11 protein-coding genes and 1 pseudogene are annotated in these 19,031 nt (G+C 70.2%); all 12 read left to right on the top strand.

What is annotated here, in order from left to right:
• Window positions 1–3 precede the first annotated feature (3 nt).
• Window positions 4–969, top strand: coding sequence for an AAA family ATPase (locus IM778_RS13860; protein ID WP_194409420.1), 966 nt, complete (start codon window positions 4–6; stop codon window positions 967–969).
• Window positions 966–2,369: a DUF58 domain-containing protein gene (locus tag IM778_RS13855; protein ID WP_194409419.1), complete on the top strand. Its 1,404-nt coding sequence runs from the start codon at window positions 966–968 to the stop codon at window positions 2,367–2,369. The genes IM778_RS13860 and IM778_RS13855 overlap by 4 nt, the downstream gene beginning before the upstream one ends.
• Window positions 2,366–4,900, top strand: coding sequence for a transglutaminase TgpA family protein (locus tag IM778_RS13850; RefSeq protein ID WP_194409418.1), 2,535 nt, complete (start codon window positions 2,366–2,368; stop codon window positions 4,898–4,900). The genes IM778_RS13855 and IM778_RS13850 overlap by 4 nt, the downstream gene beginning before the upstream one ends.
• Window positions 4,897–5,220: pseudogene (locus IM778_RS18005) on the top strand (DUF5684 domain-containing protein); the annotation flags it as partial. The gene IM778_RS13850 and the pseudogene IM778_RS18005, both read left to right, overlap by 4 nt.
• 35 nt (window positions 5,221–5,255) lie before the next feature.
• Window positions 5,256–6,539 carry an FHA domain-containing protein gene (locus IM778_RS13845; RefSeq protein ID WP_194409417.1) on the top strand — a complete coding sequence of 428 codons (1,284 nt, stop codon included), beginning with the start codon at window positions 5,256–5,258 and terminating at the stop codon, window positions 6,537–6,539.
• Window positions 6,536–7,288, top strand: a complete 753-nt coding sequence (locus IM778_RS13840; protein WP_194409416.1) for a hypothetical protein — start codon at window positions 6,536–6,538, stop codon at window positions 7,286–7,288. The genes IM778_RS13845 and IM778_RS13840 overlap by 4 nt, the downstream gene beginning before the upstream one ends.
• Before the next feature lie 303 nt (window positions 7,289–7,591).
• Window positions 7,592–7,960: a 30S ribosomal protein S12 gene (gene rpsL, locus IM778_RS13835; RefSeq protein ID WP_127818191.1), complete on the top strand. Its 369-nt coding sequence runs from the start codon at window positions 7,592–7,594 to the stop codon at window positions 7,958–7,960.
• Window positions 7,961–7,965: 5 nt separating this feature from the next.
• Window positions 7,966–8,436 (top strand): 30S ribosomal protein S7, encoded by a 471-nt coding sequence (rpsG, locus tag IM778_RS13830; RefSeq protein ID WP_106816549.1) that lies wholly within the window; start codon window positions 7,966–7,968, stop codon window positions 8,434–8,436.
• Between the two features lie 113 nt (window positions 8,437–8,549).
• Window positions 8,550–10,664 (top strand): elongation factor G, encoded by a 2,115-nt coding sequence (gene fusA, locus IM778_RS13825; RefSeq protein ID WP_194409415.1) that lies wholly within the window; start codon window positions 8,550–8,552, stop codon window positions 10,662–10,664.
• A gap of 153 nt (window positions 10,665–10,817) precedes the next feature.
• Window positions 10,818–12,011: an elongation factor Tu gene (gene tuf, locus IM778_RS13820; RefSeq protein ID WP_127818193.1), complete on the top strand. Its 1,194-nt coding sequence runs from the start codon at window positions 10,818–10,820 to the stop codon at window positions 12,009–12,011.
• 156 nt (window positions 12,012–12,167) lie between these two features.
• Window positions 12,168–12,383 carry an Rv0909 family putative TA system antitoxin gene (locus tag IM778_RS13815; protein WP_194409414.1) on the top strand — a complete coding sequence of 72 codons (216 nt, stop codon included), beginning with the start codon at window positions 12,168–12,170 and terminating at the stop codon, window positions 12,381–12,383.
• A 269-nt stretch (window positions 12,384–12,652) separates the two neighbouring features.
• Entirely contained in the window at window positions 12,653–18,643 is a 5,991-nt protein-coding gene (locus tag IM778_RS13810; protein WP_194409413.1) for a SpaA isopeptide-forming pilin-related protein, read from the top strand.
• Window positions 18,644–19,031 lie beyond the last annotated feature (388 nt).

The raw sequence follows: 19,031 nt of genomic DNA, 5'->3' as shown, positions 1-19,031 counted from the left end.
CACATGACCATCACGCAGGAGCAGGCCGACTGGTTCGCGCAGACGTTCGGGCAGATCGCCGACAACGTCGAGCGGGCCGTGCTCGGCAAGCGTCACGTCGTCGAACTCGTCCTCACGGCGATGCTGAGCGACGGTCACGTGCTCCTGGAGGACGTGCCGGGAACCGGCAAGACCTCGCTCGCCCGGGCCGTGGCCCAGTCGGTGCACGGCACGAACACGCGCATCCAGTTCACCCCCGACCTCCTGCCCAGCGACATCACCGGCCTCAGCGTCTACGACCAGAAGGAGGGCGTGTTCGAGTTCCACGCGGGCCCGATCTTCGCGAACATCGTGCTCGCCGACGAGATCAACCGCGCGAGCCCCAAGACGCAGTCCGCGCTGCTCGAGGTGATGGAGGAGGGCCGCGTCACGATCGACGGCGTATCCCGCCCGGTCGGCGTGCCGTTCCTCGTGCTCGCGACGCAAAACCCCGTGGAGCAGGCCGGCACCTACCGCCTCCCGGAGGCCCAGCTCGACCGCTTCATGATGCGCACGTCGCTCGGCTACCCGGACCATGCCGCGACCGTGCGGATCCTCGACGGCGCCGCGGTCGCGACCGCCGAGCTGCCGCCGATCATCACGCCTCAGGCACTGGTGGGCATGGCCGACCTTGCCGCGCAGGTGTACGTCGACGCGCTCGTGCTGGACTACATCGCCCGGCTGGTCGACGCCACCCGCGCCGCCGACGAGGTGCGCCTGGGCGTCAGCATCCGCGGGGCGCTCGCCCTGACGCGCGCGACCCGTTCGCGCGCCGCGTCGCAGGGCCGCACGTACGCGACGCCCGACGACGTCAAGGCGCTCGCTGTACCGGTGCTGTCGCACCGCCTGATCCTGCACCCCGAGGCCGAGTTCGACGGCGTCACCCAGGAGACCGTGGTCGGGCAGGTGCTGCTCGACGTTGCGCCGCCCGCGAGGCGCGAAGCGGTATGAGCACCGCTGCGCGCCAGCGGGGCGGCGAGAGCGCCGTCGAGTCCCGCCTCACCCGCACCGTCCACTCGACCGGGACGGAGGGCCGCACGCACGCCACCGCGACGAGCGTCGCCTCGTCGCGTCGCAGCCGCGCGCTCGTTCGCGCCGCGGTGCGGGGGGCGAACGCGGCGCGGAGGGCGGGCGCGGGAATCGCCGCCGCGGCCGAGTGGGCCGCCGAGACGATCCGCCCCGCGGGTGCGCTCGTGGTGCTCGCGGCGTCGGCGGGGCTGGCGCTGGGACTCGTCTTCGGGTGGGTGGAGCTGATGGTGGCGGGCGCGGCATCCGTCCTCCTCCTCGCCGCCGCGGTGCCGTTCCTGTTCGGCGCGCGCTCGTACGAGGTGGACCTCGCCCTCACCCACGAGAGGGTGGTCGCCGGCGACGGCGTCGAGGGCGAGATCGTGGTCCGCAACGACGGGCACCGCATCGCCCTGCCGGGGCGCATCGACATCCCGGTGGGCGCCGGGCTCGTCGAGTTCGGCGTGCCGCTGCTGCGGCCGGGGCACATGGTGGCGCAGCCGCTCGACATCCCGGGCCTGCGGCGCGGGATCGTGACCGTGGGTCCTGCGACGACCGTGCGCAGCGACCCGATCGGACTGCTGCGGCGCGAGCACGCGTTCGACGACGTGCACGAGGTGTACGTCCACCCGCGCACGGTCGGACTTCCGTCGACGAGCGCGGGTCTCATCCGCGACCTCGAGGGCAGCCCGACACGCCGCCTCGTGGACGCCGACATGTCGTTCCACGCGATCCGCGAGTACGCCCCCGGCGACTCGCGCCGTCAGATCCACTGGCGCTCGACCGCGAAGACCGGGCGCCTCATGGTGCGCCAGTACGAGGAGTCGCGACGCTCGCACATGGCGGTCGTGCTCGCCGTGGCGCGGGCCGAGTACGCCGACGCCGACGAGTTCGAGCTGGCCGTGTCGTGCGCCGCGTCGCTCGGCCTGCGCGCCGTGCACGACGCCCGCGATGTGCAGATCGTCAGCGCCACCGAGATCCCCCGGGTGGTGCGGGGTCGCCTGCGCGCCATCCGCCGTCTTCCGGCGACGGCGCCGCGGCCGATGCTCGACGGCTTCAGCACCATCGACCTCCTCGACAGCACGATGCCCGTCGGCGACGTGTGCCGCGTGACCGCGGAGTCCGGCGACCGCCTGTCGATCGCGTTCGTGGTGGTCGGCTCGCGGGTGCCGCTGACGCGGCTGCAGCAGGCGGCGCTCGCTTTTCCCGGTGACACGGCCGTCGTCGGCGTCATGTGCGACGAGCGTGCCCACCCCCGCATGCAGGCGGTGTCGGGCATGACCGTGCTCACCGTCGGCACCCTCGACGACCTGTCGGGGCTCCTCGTGCGAGGAGCCACCTCATGAGCGCCGCCGTACGTGACGCGATGGCCGTCTCCGCGCCGCGGTCCTCCGGCGCGCGCGGCGTGCGGTTCGTGCCTCGCGTGGCCGCCGGCACGGTCTTCGGCGCCCTGATCGTCCTGGTCGCGACCGTCGCCGCGTGGCCGATCTACCGGTCGGGCAGCTTCCTGCTCCTCGTGGCCGTCGCCACGGCGGTGGCGGCCGTGGTCGCCACGCTCGCGTGGCTGCGGCGCTGGAACGGCTGGCTCGTCGCCGGCACGCTCGCGGCGCTGCTCCTGGTGCTCGGCGTCCCGCTCGCCGTGCCGTCGCGCCTGGGTGCGCCCGAGCAGCTCCTGCGCGGGCTCGGCGAGCTCGCGAGCGGCCTGGTCCTCGGCTGGAAGGACCTGATCACCGTCGACCTCCCCGTCGGTTCGTATCGCAACCTGCTCGTGCCGGCTCTGGTCGTGTTCCTCGTCGGCACATGCGCCGTGCTGCTGCTGGCCTGGCGGCAGGACCGCGCGGCGTACTCGGCAGTGCCGGTCGCGCTGGGCATGACGTCGTTCGGCCTGTTCTTCGGCCGGACCACGGTCAGCGCGCCGGTGAGGATCGGACCGGTGGTGCTGTACGCCCCCGTCGAGACCGCGATCGGCGTCGTCGCGCTCGCCGCGAGCCTGCTGTGGCTCGCCTGGCGCACCCACGACGAGCGCGTGCACGCGCTGCAGCGCGCCGCGGCGTCCAGCGGCGTACGCGTGTCCCGGCGTCCGTCCCGCGCCGATCGCCGTCGCACCGCGCTCGGCGCAGGCATGCTGGCCGTGGCCCTCGCGCTCGCCGTGGGGATCGTGCCGTTCGCGGCCCGCGGCGCCGAACGCGAGGTGCTGCGCTCGGCGGTCGGGCCCGACATCGACCTCTCGGCCGAGGTGAGCCCGCTCGCTCAGTACCGTTCGCTGTACGCCGAGGGCCGCAACGACGAGGTGCTCTTCACCGTCGAGCCGGTGACGGGGCCGCTCCCCGAGCGCATCCGGGTCGCGACGCTGGACGCCTATGACGGGGAGGTGTTCCGATCCGGCGGTGCCGGCGCGGCGGATGCCGGCCGCTTCGTGCGCGTGCCGTCCTCGCTCGACGCGGGGGAGGGCGACCCGATCGCGGCGCGAGTCGAGATCGACGGCTGGGACGGGATCTGGATGCCGACCATCGGCCGCCTCGAGAACGTCGACTTCGCCGGTGACCGGGCATCGTCGCTCGACGACCGCTTCTACTACAACGCCGCGGCCTGGGCGGGGGTGCAGACCGCCGGCGGCGGTCTGCAGGAGGGCGACCGCTACGTCGTGCGCGGCGTCGAGCCGGAGCCGGCCGACCTCGCGCGACTCGAGGCGCCCGGAGGCGAGCTCGAAGGCGCCGCGGCTCCCGACAGCCTTCGCGCCTGGATGGACGAGCACGTCAGCGGTGCCGGCGGGGCGGCGCTGGACGGACTGGTGTCGCTCCTGCGCGAGCGCGGGTACCTCAGCCACGGGCTCGCCGAGGGCGACGGGGTCCCGTCGTGGGCGAGTGCGATCCCCGACTACACGTTCCAGCCGAGCGCGTCGGGCCACTCGCTCGCGCGCGTCGACACGATGTTCTCGCGCCTGCTCGAGCGCGAGTCGGACCCGAGGGCCGCGGCATCCGGCAACTACGTCGCGGCGGTCGGCGACGATGAGCAGTTCGCCGTCGCGGTGGCGCTCATGGCCCGTGAGCTCGGATTCCCGTCGAGAGTGGTGCTGGGGGCGCGCCTGTCGGCCGTCGAGCCCGGGCTCGCGGCGTGCGACGAGGGCGTGTGCCGTGCGCAGGACCTCTCAGCCTGGACGGAGGTGCAGTCGACCGCCGGGGAATGGGTCGCCGTCGACGTCACGCCGCAGTACGAGCAGTCGCCGAGCCTCGAGGTCACCGAGCAGCGCGACCCCGAGAACGTGACCGAGGTACGCCCCGAGTCGGTCGAGGAGGTCGTGCCGCCCGACTCCGCACAGGAGGACTCCGCGTCCGATCGCCCCGCGGAGGAGGACGGGGCACTCGACCTGGCCTGGCTGTGGCCCGCGCTGCGCACGTCGGGCATCGTGCTGCTCGTGCTGGGCCTCGCTCTCGGCCCGTTCCTGATCGTGCTCGGCGTGAAGTCCGGGCGCCGACGGCGTCGTCGCCGGGCGCCGACGCCCGCCGCACGGATCTCCGGAGCCTGGGACGAGTACGTCGACGCCGCCGTCGACGCGGGCCGCGACGCTCCGCGCACGCTGACGCGCACCGAGCTCGCGGCGTCCTTCGCGACGCCGTCCGGAACCGGCCTCGCCCGCGACGCCGACCGCGCGGTCTTCTCGCACGCGACGGTCGCCGACGACGAGGCTCGGCACTATTGGGATGCCGTCGACGCCGAGCGCCGCGGCCTCCGGCGTGAGCGCGGCGTATGGCGCGGGCTGCTCGCGACCGTATCGTTGAGATCGTTGCTCCGATTGCCGGCGTCCGAACCGGGCGCCCGAACGCGAACCGCCGAAAGGGGGAGACGACGGGCTGAGCCCGCGCGTCCGATGCCATGACTCCCACCGCTGCCTCCGCCGCCGACGTCTCCGGCGTGCTCTTCGGGGTGCTGTTCGCCCTGCTGCTGACCGCCGGCCTGTACATCTGGATCGCGCTCGCGCTGTCGGCCGTGTTCCGCAAGTCGGGGGAGGAGGGCTGGAAGGCGTGGGTGCCGATCCTCAACAGCATCGTGCTGCTGCAGCTGGCGGGACTCTCGCCGTGGCTCGTCCTGCTCGCGTTCGTCCCCGTCCTCAACCTCGTGGCCGTCGTCGTCTTCGCGATCGCGCTCTACCGCATCAGCGTCGCGTTCGGCTACGGCGCCGGCATGACGGTGCTCGGCATCCTGCTGTTCCCGGTGTGGGCGTCGATCATCGGGTGGGGGAGCGCCCGCTGGGTCGGCAGGGAGGTTCCCGCGCAGGGCGCGCACAGCGCGCGCGGGGCCCGGTCCGCCGCTCCCGCGTTCGGCGCTCGCCGGACGGGCGACGGGCCCGCCGTCCTGCCGCCGCTGCCGCCCTTCCCGTCCGCCGCCCCGCGGCCGCTGCGGAGCAGGGTGCGGCTCCGCTGTACCCGAGGGACGCGGCATCCGCCTCGCCGCTGTCGGACTCCTCGCCGTTCTCGGGGTTCGCGCCGCCGCCCGCGTACACGCCGTCCCCGGCGCCGTCCGCTCCGGCGTCCACCGGTGCACCCTCGTCCGCGGCCTTCTCCCACGAGCCGGAGTCCGCCGAGTCGGCGCCCGCCGGCGCGGCGCGCTTCCAGGCGTCGGCGCAGGTGGCGCCGCCCGTCGAAGGGTGGGCCCCGCCCGCCGGGGGCTTTACGCCGCCGCCCCTGCCGAGTCGTCCCGTCGCCGCGAGCGGCACGCCCGACGCCCTTCCCGACGACGGTGAGGGCGCCTCGCCCGACGACCCGTGGCAGGGCTTCGCCTCGGACTCTGCCGACCTGAGCGCCGAGGTGACCGGCGCTGTGCCCGGTGCGCCCGCGCCGATCTCGGCGGTCCCGGCATCCGCCGCCGAGCCCATCCCGTTCACGCCCGACGCCTTCACCGCGCCCGAGTCCGCCACCACCGGCGGCGGGATCACCCGGCCGCCGGTGACCCGTGTGCCCCCGCCCGCCACGTCCGGCGACGACCGCGAGCCCTGGGTGCCGGCGCGATCCCCGATGGACGACGCCGACGCGTTCCCCGAGAGCTCCGGACCCGTCTCCGCCGTCGCCGGCGCACCCGACGCCGGCGCGCCCCGCGCCGCCCGCTCGTCGGTGTCGGCGCACCATGCGAAGCCCGAGATCCCCGACGAGGACGACGTCCTCGACCACACGATCATCGCGCGCCGCAAGCGCACCGACTGGTCTCTCGTGCCGCCGACGGGCGACCCGATCGCCCTGGTGTCGGACGTCGTGATCCTCGGCCGCCGCCCGTCCAGCGACCCGGAGTACCCGACGGCGCAGCTGGTCGGCATCCAGGACGGGACCGTCTCGAAGACCCACGCGCGCCTGCGACTGCGCGGCGACCGGTGGTACGTCACGGATCTCGACTCGACCAACGGCGTGCTGTTCGCGACCCTCATGGGCACCGAGGTCGAGGCGACGCCCGGCGAGGAGGTCGAAGCCGGCGACCGCTTCCTGATGGGGGATGCCGAGGTCCGCCTCGTGCGGAGCGAAGAGTGACCGGCCCCGGCGACGCCGGTGCGGCAGCGCCCGCCCCACGGCGCCGTACGACGCACGAACCGGCAGCGCCGGACGCCGAGCCCGATGACGAGACTGTGATCTCGGCCCGTCGCGCCGAGCCGGTGCCGGACGCCGAGCCCGATGACGAGACCGTGATCTCGACCCGTCGCGCCGAATCGATACCGGACGACGCGACCGCGCTGTCGGGGCGGCGCGGCGAGCCGGTGGACGAGGCGACCCGCCTGTCGGCCCGGCACGACTGGCCGGCCGACGACGCCACCGCGCTGTCGGTGCGGCGCGGGGGCCCGGGCGGCGGGAGCACGGTCGGGCCGCGCCGCTCCCCGACGCCGGGGGCGGACGCCGAGACCGAGAGCGCCACCACCTCGCCCGCCGTGCCCGAGGTCGTCGACGACACGATCCTCCGGCCGTTCCGACCCACGACGGATCAGCCCGCAGCAGCGACGCCGGAGCCCGCCTTCGGCGCCGCGCAGCCGCACCGCGCCGCCTACGTGCCCACCGCCGGCGACCTCGGCGATCGTCGCGAGCCGCGGGTGCCCGAGGTCGTCGTCGCGCCGCGCTCTCAGACGCCCTCGCCGCGGTCGCTCGACCGCAGCGGCGGCGGGTCGCCGACGCCCGGCTCGCACCGGCCGCGCCGCCTGGGCGCCCGCGCACGGCTGCTGATCCTCGGGGCCGCGCTCGTGGTGGTCGCGGTCCTCGCCGCGGTCGCCCTCGTCCTGCTGCTCGCCTGATCGCCCCCGCGCGGCCACCCGCACGATGCGGGCCGATCGATCGCGGATCGCGCGCGTTTGACCGGGCTCCGGCATCCCGCGTATCATTGATCGGGTGTGCGCTCGCGCGCGCCGTCCGCCGTGCCCGGTGCAATGCCGGGAACGGGGTGCGGTCGCGGGGCCGCCCACTCTCAGGGAACGGCCTGCGAACAGGCCACCCCCACGGCATATCCACCAGTGAACGCCCGGCATCATCGTGCCGTGCCGGTGGATCTGTGGTGAAAACACCATCGCTGTCACCGTGCAGCACAACGAGGAGAGAACGTGCCAACCATTCAGCAGTTGGTTCGCAAGGGTCGCTCGCCCAAGGTCTCGAAGACCAAGGCGCCGGCGCTCAAGGCGAACCCGCAGCAGGCGGGTGTCTGCACCCGCGTGTACACGACCACGCCCAAGAAGCCGAACTCGGCGATGCGCAAGGTCGCCCGTGTCAAGCTCCGCAACGGCACCGAGGTCACCGCCTACATCCCCGGCGAGGGCCACAACCTGCAGGAGCACTCGCTCGTGCTCGTCCGCGGCGGTCGTGTGAAGGACCTCCCCGGTGTCCGCTACAAGATCATCCGCGGTGCGCTCGACACCCAGGCTGTCAAGAACCGTAAGCAGGCCCGCAGCCGCTACGGCGCGAAGAAGGGCTGAGAAAGATGCCTCGTAAGGGACCCGCCCCCAAGCGCCCCGTCGTCAACGACCCGGTGTACGGCGCCCCCGTCGTCACCCAGCTCGTCAACAAGATCCTCGTCGACGGCAAGAAGTCGCTCGCCGAGTCGATCGTCTACGGCGCCCTCCGCGGCGTCGAGGCCAAGAACGGCCAGGACGCCGTCGCGACCCTCAAGAAGGCGCTCGACAACGTGCGCCCCACCCTCGAGGTCAAGTCGCGCCGCGTCGGCGGCTCGACCTACCAGGTGCCGGTCGAGGTCAAGCCTCACCGCGCCAACACGCTCGCCCTGCGCTGGCTCGTGAGCTACGCCAAGGGCCGTCGTGAGAAGACGATGACCGAGCGCCTCCAGAACGAGATCCTGGATGCCTCGAACGGCCTGGGTGCCGCGGTCAAGCGCCGCGAAGACACCCACAAGATGGCCGAGTCGAACCGCGCCTTCGCGCACTACCGCTGGTAATCAGCGCGTTTCGTCCCGCTTCGCTCGCTCGACGGCCGAGTCCGGCCGTCGAGCGAGCGAAGAACGAGCGAGACGAAACGCCCCGCAGCCCTCCACAAGATTAAGGAAACCCCGTGGCACAAGAAGTGCTCACCGACCTCAACAAGGTCCGCAACATCGGCATCATGGCGCACATCGATGCCGGCAAGACGACGACGACCGAGCGCATCCTCTTCTACACGGGCGTCAACCACAAGATCGGCGAGACGCACGACGGCGCTGCCACCACCGACTGGATGGAGCAGGAGCAGGAGCGCGGCATCACGATCACGTCGGCCGCCGTGACGTGCTTCTGGGACAAGAACCAGATCAACATCATCGACACGCCCGGTCACGTCGACTTCACCGTCGAGGTGGAGCGCTCGCTCCGCGTCCTCGACGGCGCCGTCGCGGTGTTCGACGGCAAGGAGGGCGTCGAGCCCCAGTCCGAGACCGTGTGGCGTCAGGCCGACAAGTACGACGTTCCCCGCATCTGCTTCGTCAACAAGATGGACAAGCTGGGCGCCGACTTCTACTTCACCGTCGACACCATCATCAACCGCCTGAAGGCCAAGCCGCTCGTGCTGCAGCTGCCGATCGGCGTCGAGAACGACTTCGTGGGCGTCATCGACCTCGTCGAGATGCGTGCGCTCGTGTGGCCCGGCGACGCCAAGGGCGACGTGACCATGGGCGCCAAGTACGAGGTGCAGGAGATCCCCGCCGATCTCGCCGACCGTGCTGCCGAGTACCGCGAGAAACTGCTCGAGACGGTCGCCGAGTCCGACGAGGCGCTGCTCGAGAAGTACTTCGGCGGCGAGGAGCTCACGGTCGCCGAGATCAAGGGCGCCATCCGCAAGCTCACCATCTCGGGCGAGCTGTACCCCGTGCTCTGCGGCTCGGCGTTCAAGAACCGCGGCGTGCAGCCGATGCTCGACGCGGTCGTGGACTACCTGCCGTCGCCCCTCGACGTGCCCGCCATCGAGGCGCACGACCCGAAGGACGAAGAGAAGGTCATCGAGCGTCACGCCGACCGCGACGAGCCGTTCGCGGCGCTCGCGTTCAAGATCGTGTCGCACCCGTTCTTCGGCCGCCTCACGTACATCCGGGTGTACTCGGGCCACCTCGACTCCGGCGCCCAGGTCGTCAACGCGACCAAGGGCAAGAAGGAGCGCATCGGGAAGATCTTCCAGATGCACGCCAACAAGGAGAACCCGGTCGACTCGGTCACCGCAGGTCACATCTACGCCGTGATCGGCCTCAAGGACACCACCACCGGTGACACGCTGTCCGACAGCGCGAACCAGGTCGTCCTCGAGTCGATGACCTTCCCCGAGCCGGTCATCGAGGTCGCGATCGAGCCCAAGACGAAGGCCGACCAGGAGAAGCTGGGTCTGGCGATCCAGAAGCTCGCCGAAGAGGACCCGACGTTCCGCGTCGAGCAGAACTCCGAGACCGGTCAGACCGTCATCAAGGGCATGGGCGAGCTGCACCTCGACATCCTCGTGGACCGCATGAAGCGCGAGTTCAAGGTCGAGGCCAACGTCGGCAAGCCGCAGGTCGCGTACCGCGAGACGATCCGCAAGACCGTCGAGCGTCACGACTACACGCACAAGAAGCAGACCGGTGGTTCGGGTCAGTTCGCGAAGATCCAGTTCGCGCTCGAGCCCCTCGAGGTCACGGCCGACAAGACGTACGAGTTCGAGAACAAGGTCACCGGTGGCCGCATCCCGCGCGAGTACATCGAGCCGACCAACTCCGGCTTCCAGGACGCGATGGCCGTCGGCGTGCTCGCCGGCTACCCCATGGTGGGCGTGAAGGCGACCCTCATGGACGGCGCCTCGCACGACGTCGACTCGTCCGAGATGGCGTTCAAGATCGCCGGTTCGATGGGCTTCAAGGAGGCCGTCCGCAAGGCGAACCCCGTCCTCCTCGAGCCGCTCATGGCCGTCGAGGTGCGTACCCCCGAGGAGTACATGGGCGACGTCATCGGCGACCTGAACTCGCGTCGTGGCCAGATCCAGTCGATGGAGGACGCCCAGGGCGTCAAGGTCGTCCGTGCCCTGGTCCCGCTCTCCGAGATGTTCGGCTACATCGGCGACCTGCGCTCGAAGACCTCGGGCCGCGCCGTGTACTCGATGGAGTTCGACAGCTACGCCGAGGTCCCTCGCGCCGTGGCCGACGAGATCATCCAGAAGAACAAGGGCGAATGAGCCCTCCCGGATGCCGCTTCGTGCGGCATCCGGGATTCCACAACTTCACACAGCTTCAACAGAACCCCTCTACTAAGCTAGAGAAATCCCCGTAGACGACCGGTCGCAAACCAGTGCCCGGAGCTTCTACACGAACGTCCTGAGGAGGACCCAGTGGCTAAGGCCAAGTTCGAGCGCACCAAGCCGCACGTGAACATCGGAACGATCGGTCACGTCGACCACGGCAAGACCACGCTCACCGCAGCGATCTCGAAGGTGCTCGCCGACAAGTACCCGTCGGCCACCAACGTGCAGCGCGACTTCGCGTCGATCGACTCCGCTCCCGAGGAGCGCCAGCGCGGTATCACGATCAACATCTCGCACGTCGAGTACGAGACCCCGAAGCGTCACTACGCGCACGTCGACGCCCCGGGTCACGCCGACTACATCAAGAACATGATCACCGGTGCTGCGCAGATGGACGGCGCGATCCTGGTCGTCGCGGCCACCGACGGCCCGATGGCGCAGACGCGTGAGCACGTGCTGCTCGCCAAGCAGGTCGGCGTCCCCTACCTGCTCGTCGCGCTGAACAAGTCCGACATGGTCGACGACGAGGAGATCCTGGAGCTCGTCGAGCTCGAGGTCCGCGAGCTGCTGTCGTCGCAGGACTTCGACGGTGACAACGCTCCGGTCGTGCGCGTCTCGGGCCTGAAGGCTCTCGAGGGCGACGCCGAGTGGGTCGAGAAGATCGTCGAGCTCATGGACGCCGTCGACGAGTCGATCCCCGACCCGGTGCGTGACAAGGACAAGCCGTTCCTCATGCCCATCGAGGACGTCTTCACCATCACCGGCCGTGGCACGGTCGTCACGGGCCGCGCCGAGCGCGGTACCCTCGCGATCAACTCCGAGGTCGAGATCGTGGGTCTGCGCCCGACGCAGAAGACGATCGTCACCGGTATCGAGATGTTCCACAAACAGCTCGACGAGGCGTGGGCCGGCGAGAACTGTGGTCTGCTTCTTCGCGGCACCAAGCGTGACGACGTCGAGCGCGGCCAGGTCGTCGTGAAGCCCGGCTCGGTCACCCCGCACACCAACTTCGAGGGCACGGCGTACATCCTGTCCAAGGAGGAGGGCGGCCGTCACAACCCGTTCTTCACGAACTACCGCCCGCAGTTCTACTTCCGCACCACCGACGTCACCGGCGTCATCACGCTGCCCGAGGGCACCGAGATGGTCATGCCCGGCGACACCACCGACATGACGGTCGAGCTCATCCAGCCGATCGCCATGGAGGAGGGCCTCGGCTTCGCGATCCGTGAGGGTGGCCGCACCGTCGGCGCCGGCACGGTGACGAAGATCCTGAAGTAACCCTTCGACGCGCAGCGCGCGTCCTGCGAAAGCCCCCGGGAGAGATCCCGGGGGCTTTCCGCGTCTTCAGGATGAGGGGCCGGGGCTGTTGCGCCCGGCATCCGTCACGACAGAATGTCCTCGAGTGCCCCAGCGGGGGACCGAGAAGGAGCAGACATGGGAATCGACGACCTCGTCAATCAGGGCAAGGACTTCCTGGAGCAGCACAAGGACAAGATCGACGACGTGATCAAGTCGGATCAGGCCGAGGACGTCAGCGACAGCGTTCTGGACGCCGCGGCCGACTTCGTCAAGAAGGTCGCCCCCGACAGCGTCGACCAGCACGTGGACGGCGTGCGAGACCACATCGACAAGGCCGTCGGCAACGAGTAGACGCGCACGGCATCGGAAGCAGCGGCCCGGGGTGTTCCCCGGGCCGCTTCTTCATGGCCGAGAACCGTCGTCCGGGAGACGTCGCCGATTGGGTACTTGACGTAGCCCGCGCCGGGCCCTACGTTTAGCGCTGGGAACACGTATCGGCTCGTGTCTGGGGAGACCGCCGAAGCTTCTGGGGAAGCGACCAACCTTCTCTCGGGTCGAGACGTGCTGGGAGGGGCTCCAACCTGGGGCACCCTGCGTCATTTCGACCAAGGGTGAAGTTGATGTTCAGTCGTGCATTCGTGCACGCTTCGAACGCTGGGGGACTGCGTCGCAGTCTGCGGTTCGGGCGTGCCCAAGAGCGCAAGATCGCTCTTCAGAAGCGCTGGTATGTGGGTGCACTCGCGGCGGTCGTCGCGGGTTCGCTCGTGTTCACGGGGGTTTCCCCCGCGGTCGCCGAGGAGGTGACGCCCAGCGACACGGCAACGACACAGCAGGCGGACGCCACTGAAGAGACCTCGACGGATGCCTCGACTCCGCCTCCTGCGGAAGAGCCTGCGGTCGAGCAGCCGCCGGCCGAAGAACCCGCGGCGCCGGTCGAGGAGCCGGAGGCCGAGGAGGGTGCTGCGCCCGACGAGGCAGCGCGGATCGCGCCACTCGCGGCCCCGCTCGCCGAACCGGAGATCGGCGCACTCGCCGTCGTCTGCGGCGGCCTCAACGGCGGCTTCGAGATCGACGGCAACTACGCACCGGGTGACTGCGGCGGCAACAAGGACTGGAACAACGTCTCGTACCAGTCCACGGCGAACGTCGGCACCTACCAGGTCGTCAAGGACAACAGCAATCCGAGCGGATGGTCCACCGGTGGCGGCACGCCCCCGAAGATCGACTTCGAGCGCGTGTACTCCTACGCCGAGACGGTCGGCGACGACTACTTCCTCAACGTGGCCTGGGAGCGCGATCAGACCAGCGGCACCGGTGGCTACGTGATCGAGGTCACGAACGCCGGCACGAACTTCGGCAACGGTGTTCCGCAGCCTGACCGGTCCAACGGCGGCGCGGTGTTCTACATCACCACGCACGGCAGCAACCCGCCGGTACTGCTCCAGGCCTGTGTGTACACGAGCCTGGCCGACTACCCGGGCACGTGTTCGTCGGGCACCGGCGGCTTCATCGGCGCCGTGAACAACGAGCCTCTGGTGAGCCCGTTCGGCGCCGCGATCGAAGAGGGCGGCTTCTTCGAGGTCGGTCTCAACGTCACCGACCTCACGAACGGCGGCGTGCGCCCGGGATGCCCGGCCGCGGCTGACGCGACCCTCTACATGCGCAGCTTCACGGGTCAGAACTTCGGCCCCACCGGCAACCTCAAGGGATGGGTCGGACCGATGACGGTCGATCCGCCCTCGACGTGTGGAAGCCTCACGATCGTCAAGCGCAACGAGGCCGGTCAGGCCCTCGCCGGCGCGACCTTCACCGTCGCGCCCGATCCCACGACCGGCACCGGCAGCGTCGACGTCACGACGGACGGCGACGGGAACTTCCAGTTCTCCCACACGGTCAAGCCCGGCGACTACACGATCACCGAGATCGACGCCCCGCCCGGGTACCTGCTCCCGACGGCGAACAACCCGCAGCAGGTCAACATCGGCCTGAACGAGAGCGAGACGGTCACCTTCGTCGACCCGCTCGGGTCGGTCGCGTGGGTCAAGCACGACCGCAGCGGACAGCTGCTCGGCGGCGCGACGTTCCAGATCACCGCGACCGGTGGCGACGCCGCGGCCGCGCCCTGGGCGGGTGGATTCCCGATGATGGTCGTCGACAACGGTCTGAACGACGCCGATCCCGACTGGGGCGAGTTCCTGGTGGTGAACCTGCCGACCGGCACGTACTCCGCCACGGAGACGGTGGCGCCGGCGAACTACGTGCTCGACCCGACGCCGCAGGCCTTCACGATCTCGCAGGACGTCCCGAACGCGACGATCGCGACCCCCTTCGTGAACACGCCGTACGCCACGGTGACGCTCACCAAGGCGTGGGTGAACTCGTTCGCAGGCGACCAGGCCGACATCTCGATCGGCGGCGACGCCGCGGCGGCGGGAACATCGACCGCGCCGACCGACGGCCCGGTGATCCAGGTCCTCGTGGCGCCGGGTTCGAACCTGACGCTGGCAGAGGCGCTGCCCGACGCGAACACCGGCGAGTACTCGTCGACGCTCATGTGCGTCGGGGCGACGGTGTCGAACAACACCGGAACCGGCGGCGCCATCACGGTGCCGCAGTGGCCGGCATCAGCCGACGGCGTCCAGTGCACGTTCACGAACACCGCGCTCGAGAAGACCGTGACGCTGCAGAAGCGCTGGATCGACGCGATCGCGGGTGACACGGCCGAACTCCACGCCGGACCCGCGACGGCGACGTCGACCGCTGACGGCACCGCCGACCAGCTCGACGTGCTCAACACGGCGACGACGTCGGTGCGTGTCGGCGACACCGTCGCGCTGAGCGAGCTCGTCGGCGGACAGGGCACGTACGGCTCGTCGTACTCGTGCACGTCGGGGCAGACGACCGGTGACGGCACCGGCACCTCCTTCACGCTCACGATGCCGAACGCGAACGTCCTCTGCACGTTCGAGAACACCGCCGACCGCGCGACCGTCACCCTGACGAAGCAGTGGGTCAACGCGTTCGCGGGCGACGAGGCAGATCTCTCGATCACCGGTGCGGCGACGGATGCTGCGACCTCGGTCGCGACCGAGGGCAACAGCACCGACACCGAGAACATGGCGTCGGTCGAGGTCCGCGTGGGTGAGGAAGTCACCCTGGGTGAGTCGCTGCCCGACGGCAACACCGGCGAGTACACCGCGACGTGGTGGTGCTCCGACGGTTCGAGCGGCCAGGGTGGCAGCATCCCGGAGTTCACCGTCGTGGGCGACATCGACTGCACCATCGTGAACACCGCGGACGAGATCACGGTCCGGCTCGACAAGCGCTGGGTCGACGCCTTCCAGGGCGACACCGCGGCGCTGTCGATCAACGGCACCACGAACGATGCGAGCGCCAGCGGCGCGCCGAACGAGCTCGACGAGGACGTGGTCGTCGTCACCGTGCGCGTCGGCGATGACGTCAACATCCACGAGATGCTCGGCAGCGGAGCCAACACCGGCGAGTACGAAAGCGTCTACGCCTGCTCCGTCGTCGAGAACGGCACGGGTGACGGACGGGACTTCGACTTCGTCGCTCCCGACTCCGACGTCACGTGCACGTTCACGAACACGGCGATCAAGGTCGGCGTCGTCCTCTTCAAGTGGTGGGTCGACGGCATCCACGGCGACAAGACCGAGCTCCAGCTGACGCCCGAATTCGGGCCGCTGCTGACCAAGCTGTCGACGATCATCGGACCGACGACCTTCCAGGATGACATCAACATCATCGAGGTCGAGGCGCGCATCGGCGCCGTGCTGCCCATCGCCGAGGCGCTGACCGCGAGCGGTCTGTACGACTCGACCTACGGGTGCCTCGGCGGAGGTCAGGTATCGGGCAACGGAGTCGGCACGGCCTTCGCGCTGACCGTCACCGCTGCGGACAGCATCGACGGCAAGATCCGCTGCTTCTTCCGCAACGAGGCGCAGACCTCGACAGTCCACCTGGTCAAGACGTGGGTGAACGGTGAGGAGGGCGACTCGGCCGACCTGTCGATCGAGGGCGTCGCCACGGCGGAGGGCACCTCGGTGTCCAACGGCGACGTCGGCACGTGGACCGACGTCGAGAACGCGATCGAGCAGGAGGCGCTCATCGGCGCCGAGGTCACGGTCAGCGAGCTCATCGAGGTCGTCGCGGGTGAGGCATCCGACTACACCAGCACGCTGGTGTGCGTCGGATCCGACCAGACGCCGATCCTCACCGTCGACGCGCGGTCGGGCACCTTCGTGATGCCGAACCAGGCGGTGTGGTGCGAGTTCACCAACGCGGCCGAGCGTCCGAGCCTCGCGCTCGTGAAGGTCGTCGAGGTGCAGGGCGCGGACGTGTCCGACACCAACTGGCAGCTCTTCGGGACCCCCGACGAGGGGGCGGTCGTGACCGATCCCGCGGGCGGTGATGTGGCACCCACACCGGTGGTCGCGGGCGACGTGTTCGCGCTGTCCGAGGAGGTCATCGGCGATCTTGCGGGACTCGACGAGTTCGAGGGCGCCGGCTGGTCCTGCGTCTCCGACATCGCCGGGGTCATCGACCTCACCGACGAGACGGCCACGACGGCGTCGCTGCGGGCGGTCGGCAAGGGCGAGGACGTGGTCTGCACGATCGTCAACCGTCACGTCGACCAGGGCTACGAGTTCGAGAAGGACGTCGTGGACTCGGTGCAGAACGAGGATGGCAGCTGGACCGTGATCTACGAGATCACGGTGCACAACAACAGCGTCGTCGTCCCGATCGAGTACGACCTCACCGACACTCTGGACGCTCCGGCCGAAGGCGTGACGTACACCGGCGCCTCCTGGACGGGTCCGACCTCGGGATCGTTCGATCTCGACGACTCGCTCACGGCGCAGCTGGCCGATGATCAGGAGCTCGCCGCGTTCGACGGCTCGAACGACGCCGTCTACACGGTGACGGTCGATGTCGAGGTGGCGGCGATGCCCGGTGACCCGGTCGTCTGCGGAGGCGAAGAGGGAGGCATCGGAATCGTCAACACGGCTGTGCTGACGGTCGGCGACCGCGAGCCGGACTCCGACGACGCGTGCGGCACCGTGCACTTCGACGACGTCGACATCGCCAAGACGGCGACGGGACTCGACGATGACGCGGTGGAGCCGGGCGAGGAGTTCGAGTACGTGCTCACCGTGACCAACAACGGGTCGCGCGACGCGATCGACGTGGTGGTCACCGACCCGATCCCTGAGCGGGTCGAGGTCACCGGCATCACGCTCCCGATGGGCTGGGTCAACGACAACGCGCCCGACCTGGTGGACGGCGACAACGTCCTGCAGGTGAGCACGCCGGTCCTCGGCGTCGGCGAGTCGGTCGAGATCACCGTCACGGTGGAGTTCACCGCGCCGGCGCAGCCGCCGGTCGAGCCGGAGGGGGAGGCGACCCCGCCGCCCGCGCCGCTCGACGAGCTCGTCAACACCGCGTGCGTCGCGGCGGAGCGCGACCAGGTCGAGGAGAACAACTGCGACACGGTCACCATCCCGGTGCGCGAGATCACGGCCATCGTCTACACCGAGTGCGTGGCGGACGCCCCGTTCCTCGGCTGGACGATCGCCAAGTCGCCGTCGCTGATCGACGAGGAGATCCACTTCCTGTGGACTCCCGACAGCGGCGACGCGTCGACGGATCCCGCGGAGGTCGCGATCACCCACCCGGGCGGCACGACCACCTGGTCGGATGAGATCGAGTGGCCGGGCGCCGAGTTCACGCCGTCGGGCGTGAGCATCGACTACCCGGGATGGCGGCCCATCGTCGCGAGCGACATCGTCCCCGGTTCGAGTCCGCTGCAGTACTACTACCCGGGCACGACCGACATCATTCCGCCGGGAGATGTGGCTGACTACATCTTCAACGGACTGATCCTCGATGACAGCGAGCTCGACTACGCCTGGCGTCTCAACTCGACGGTCACCTTCACCGTGAACCCGATGTCGGTCTTCGCGGTGGTGTACCCGCCGGCAACGCCGGACTGCTTCGTGGCACGCCACTCCGACGTGCAGATCGAGAAGACGGCGAGCATCGAGAAGACCGCAGCCGGCGACTCGTTCACGTACACCCTCGAGGTGGCCAACGTGAGCGACGACGCTGCCGCCGAGTCGGTCGTCGTGACCGACGACATCCCTGCCGACATCAAGATCACCGATGTGTCGTGGCCCGGAAAGGGCGATGACAGCGTGTTCCCGAACTGGGAGACGTGCGCGGTGACCGGTCAGGGTGCCGGAGGCTACGGCGGCACGCTCGAGTGCGTGCTGTTCGGGCCCCTGCAGCCCGCGGGAGCGAACGAGATGCCGTCTGCGGCGCCGACGATCACGCTCGCGGCGACGGTGAACCCGGCGTCGAAGGCGAGCTCGATCACCAACATCGCGGTGGTGGATTACCACACGTTCGGCGACCCGGACGACCCGGGCCGTGATGCGGACGATGCGACGGTGCTCCTGTCGGCACTGCCGGCGACCGGTGGCGGCCCCGCCCCCGTCCTGGTCATCCTCGGGCTGCTCGCCCTCCTGTCCGGCGCGACGATGCTCGTGGTCGTCCGCCGCCGGCGCGGGGAGGCCAAGCCCGCCCTCTGAGCGTGAGAGAGGACGGGTTGCCCCCAAGACCCGTCCTCTCCCACCTGTCGGGCCGTTCCGATGCTCGGACCCCCACATGCCATGCCTGGGCAGGGGGATTCCCGAGCCGTGCCCGATGACGCTCGAGCCCCCGCGACGTGACGCGGGGGCTCGAGTCGTGCTGTGCGGGGCGATGACGGATGCCTCGCCCGCAGCATCCGTCCGCGTGCCGATTGGCGATCCCGGCCGAGACCGCGATAGTGTCAGACCGACGGTTCGCCGTCGTCCGCCGACGCACCCGACGCAACGGCGGTGCTGGGAGTAGTAACGGCGCGTTCGCGCGCTGCTGGGAAGTACGGCGCGCTTCGGTGCGTCGCTGGGAAGATCGGCGCATCTCGGTGCGTCGCTG

This window comes from Microbacterium cremeum, from assembly GCF_015277855.1.
GTDB classification, from domain to species: domain Bacteria; phylum Actinomycetota; class Actinomycetes; order Actinomycetales; family Microbacteriaceae; genus Microbacterium; species Microbacterium cremeum.
The sequence above is the reverse complement of the archived record's forward strand: the minus strand, read 5'-3'. Positions and strand labels throughout refer to the sequence as shown.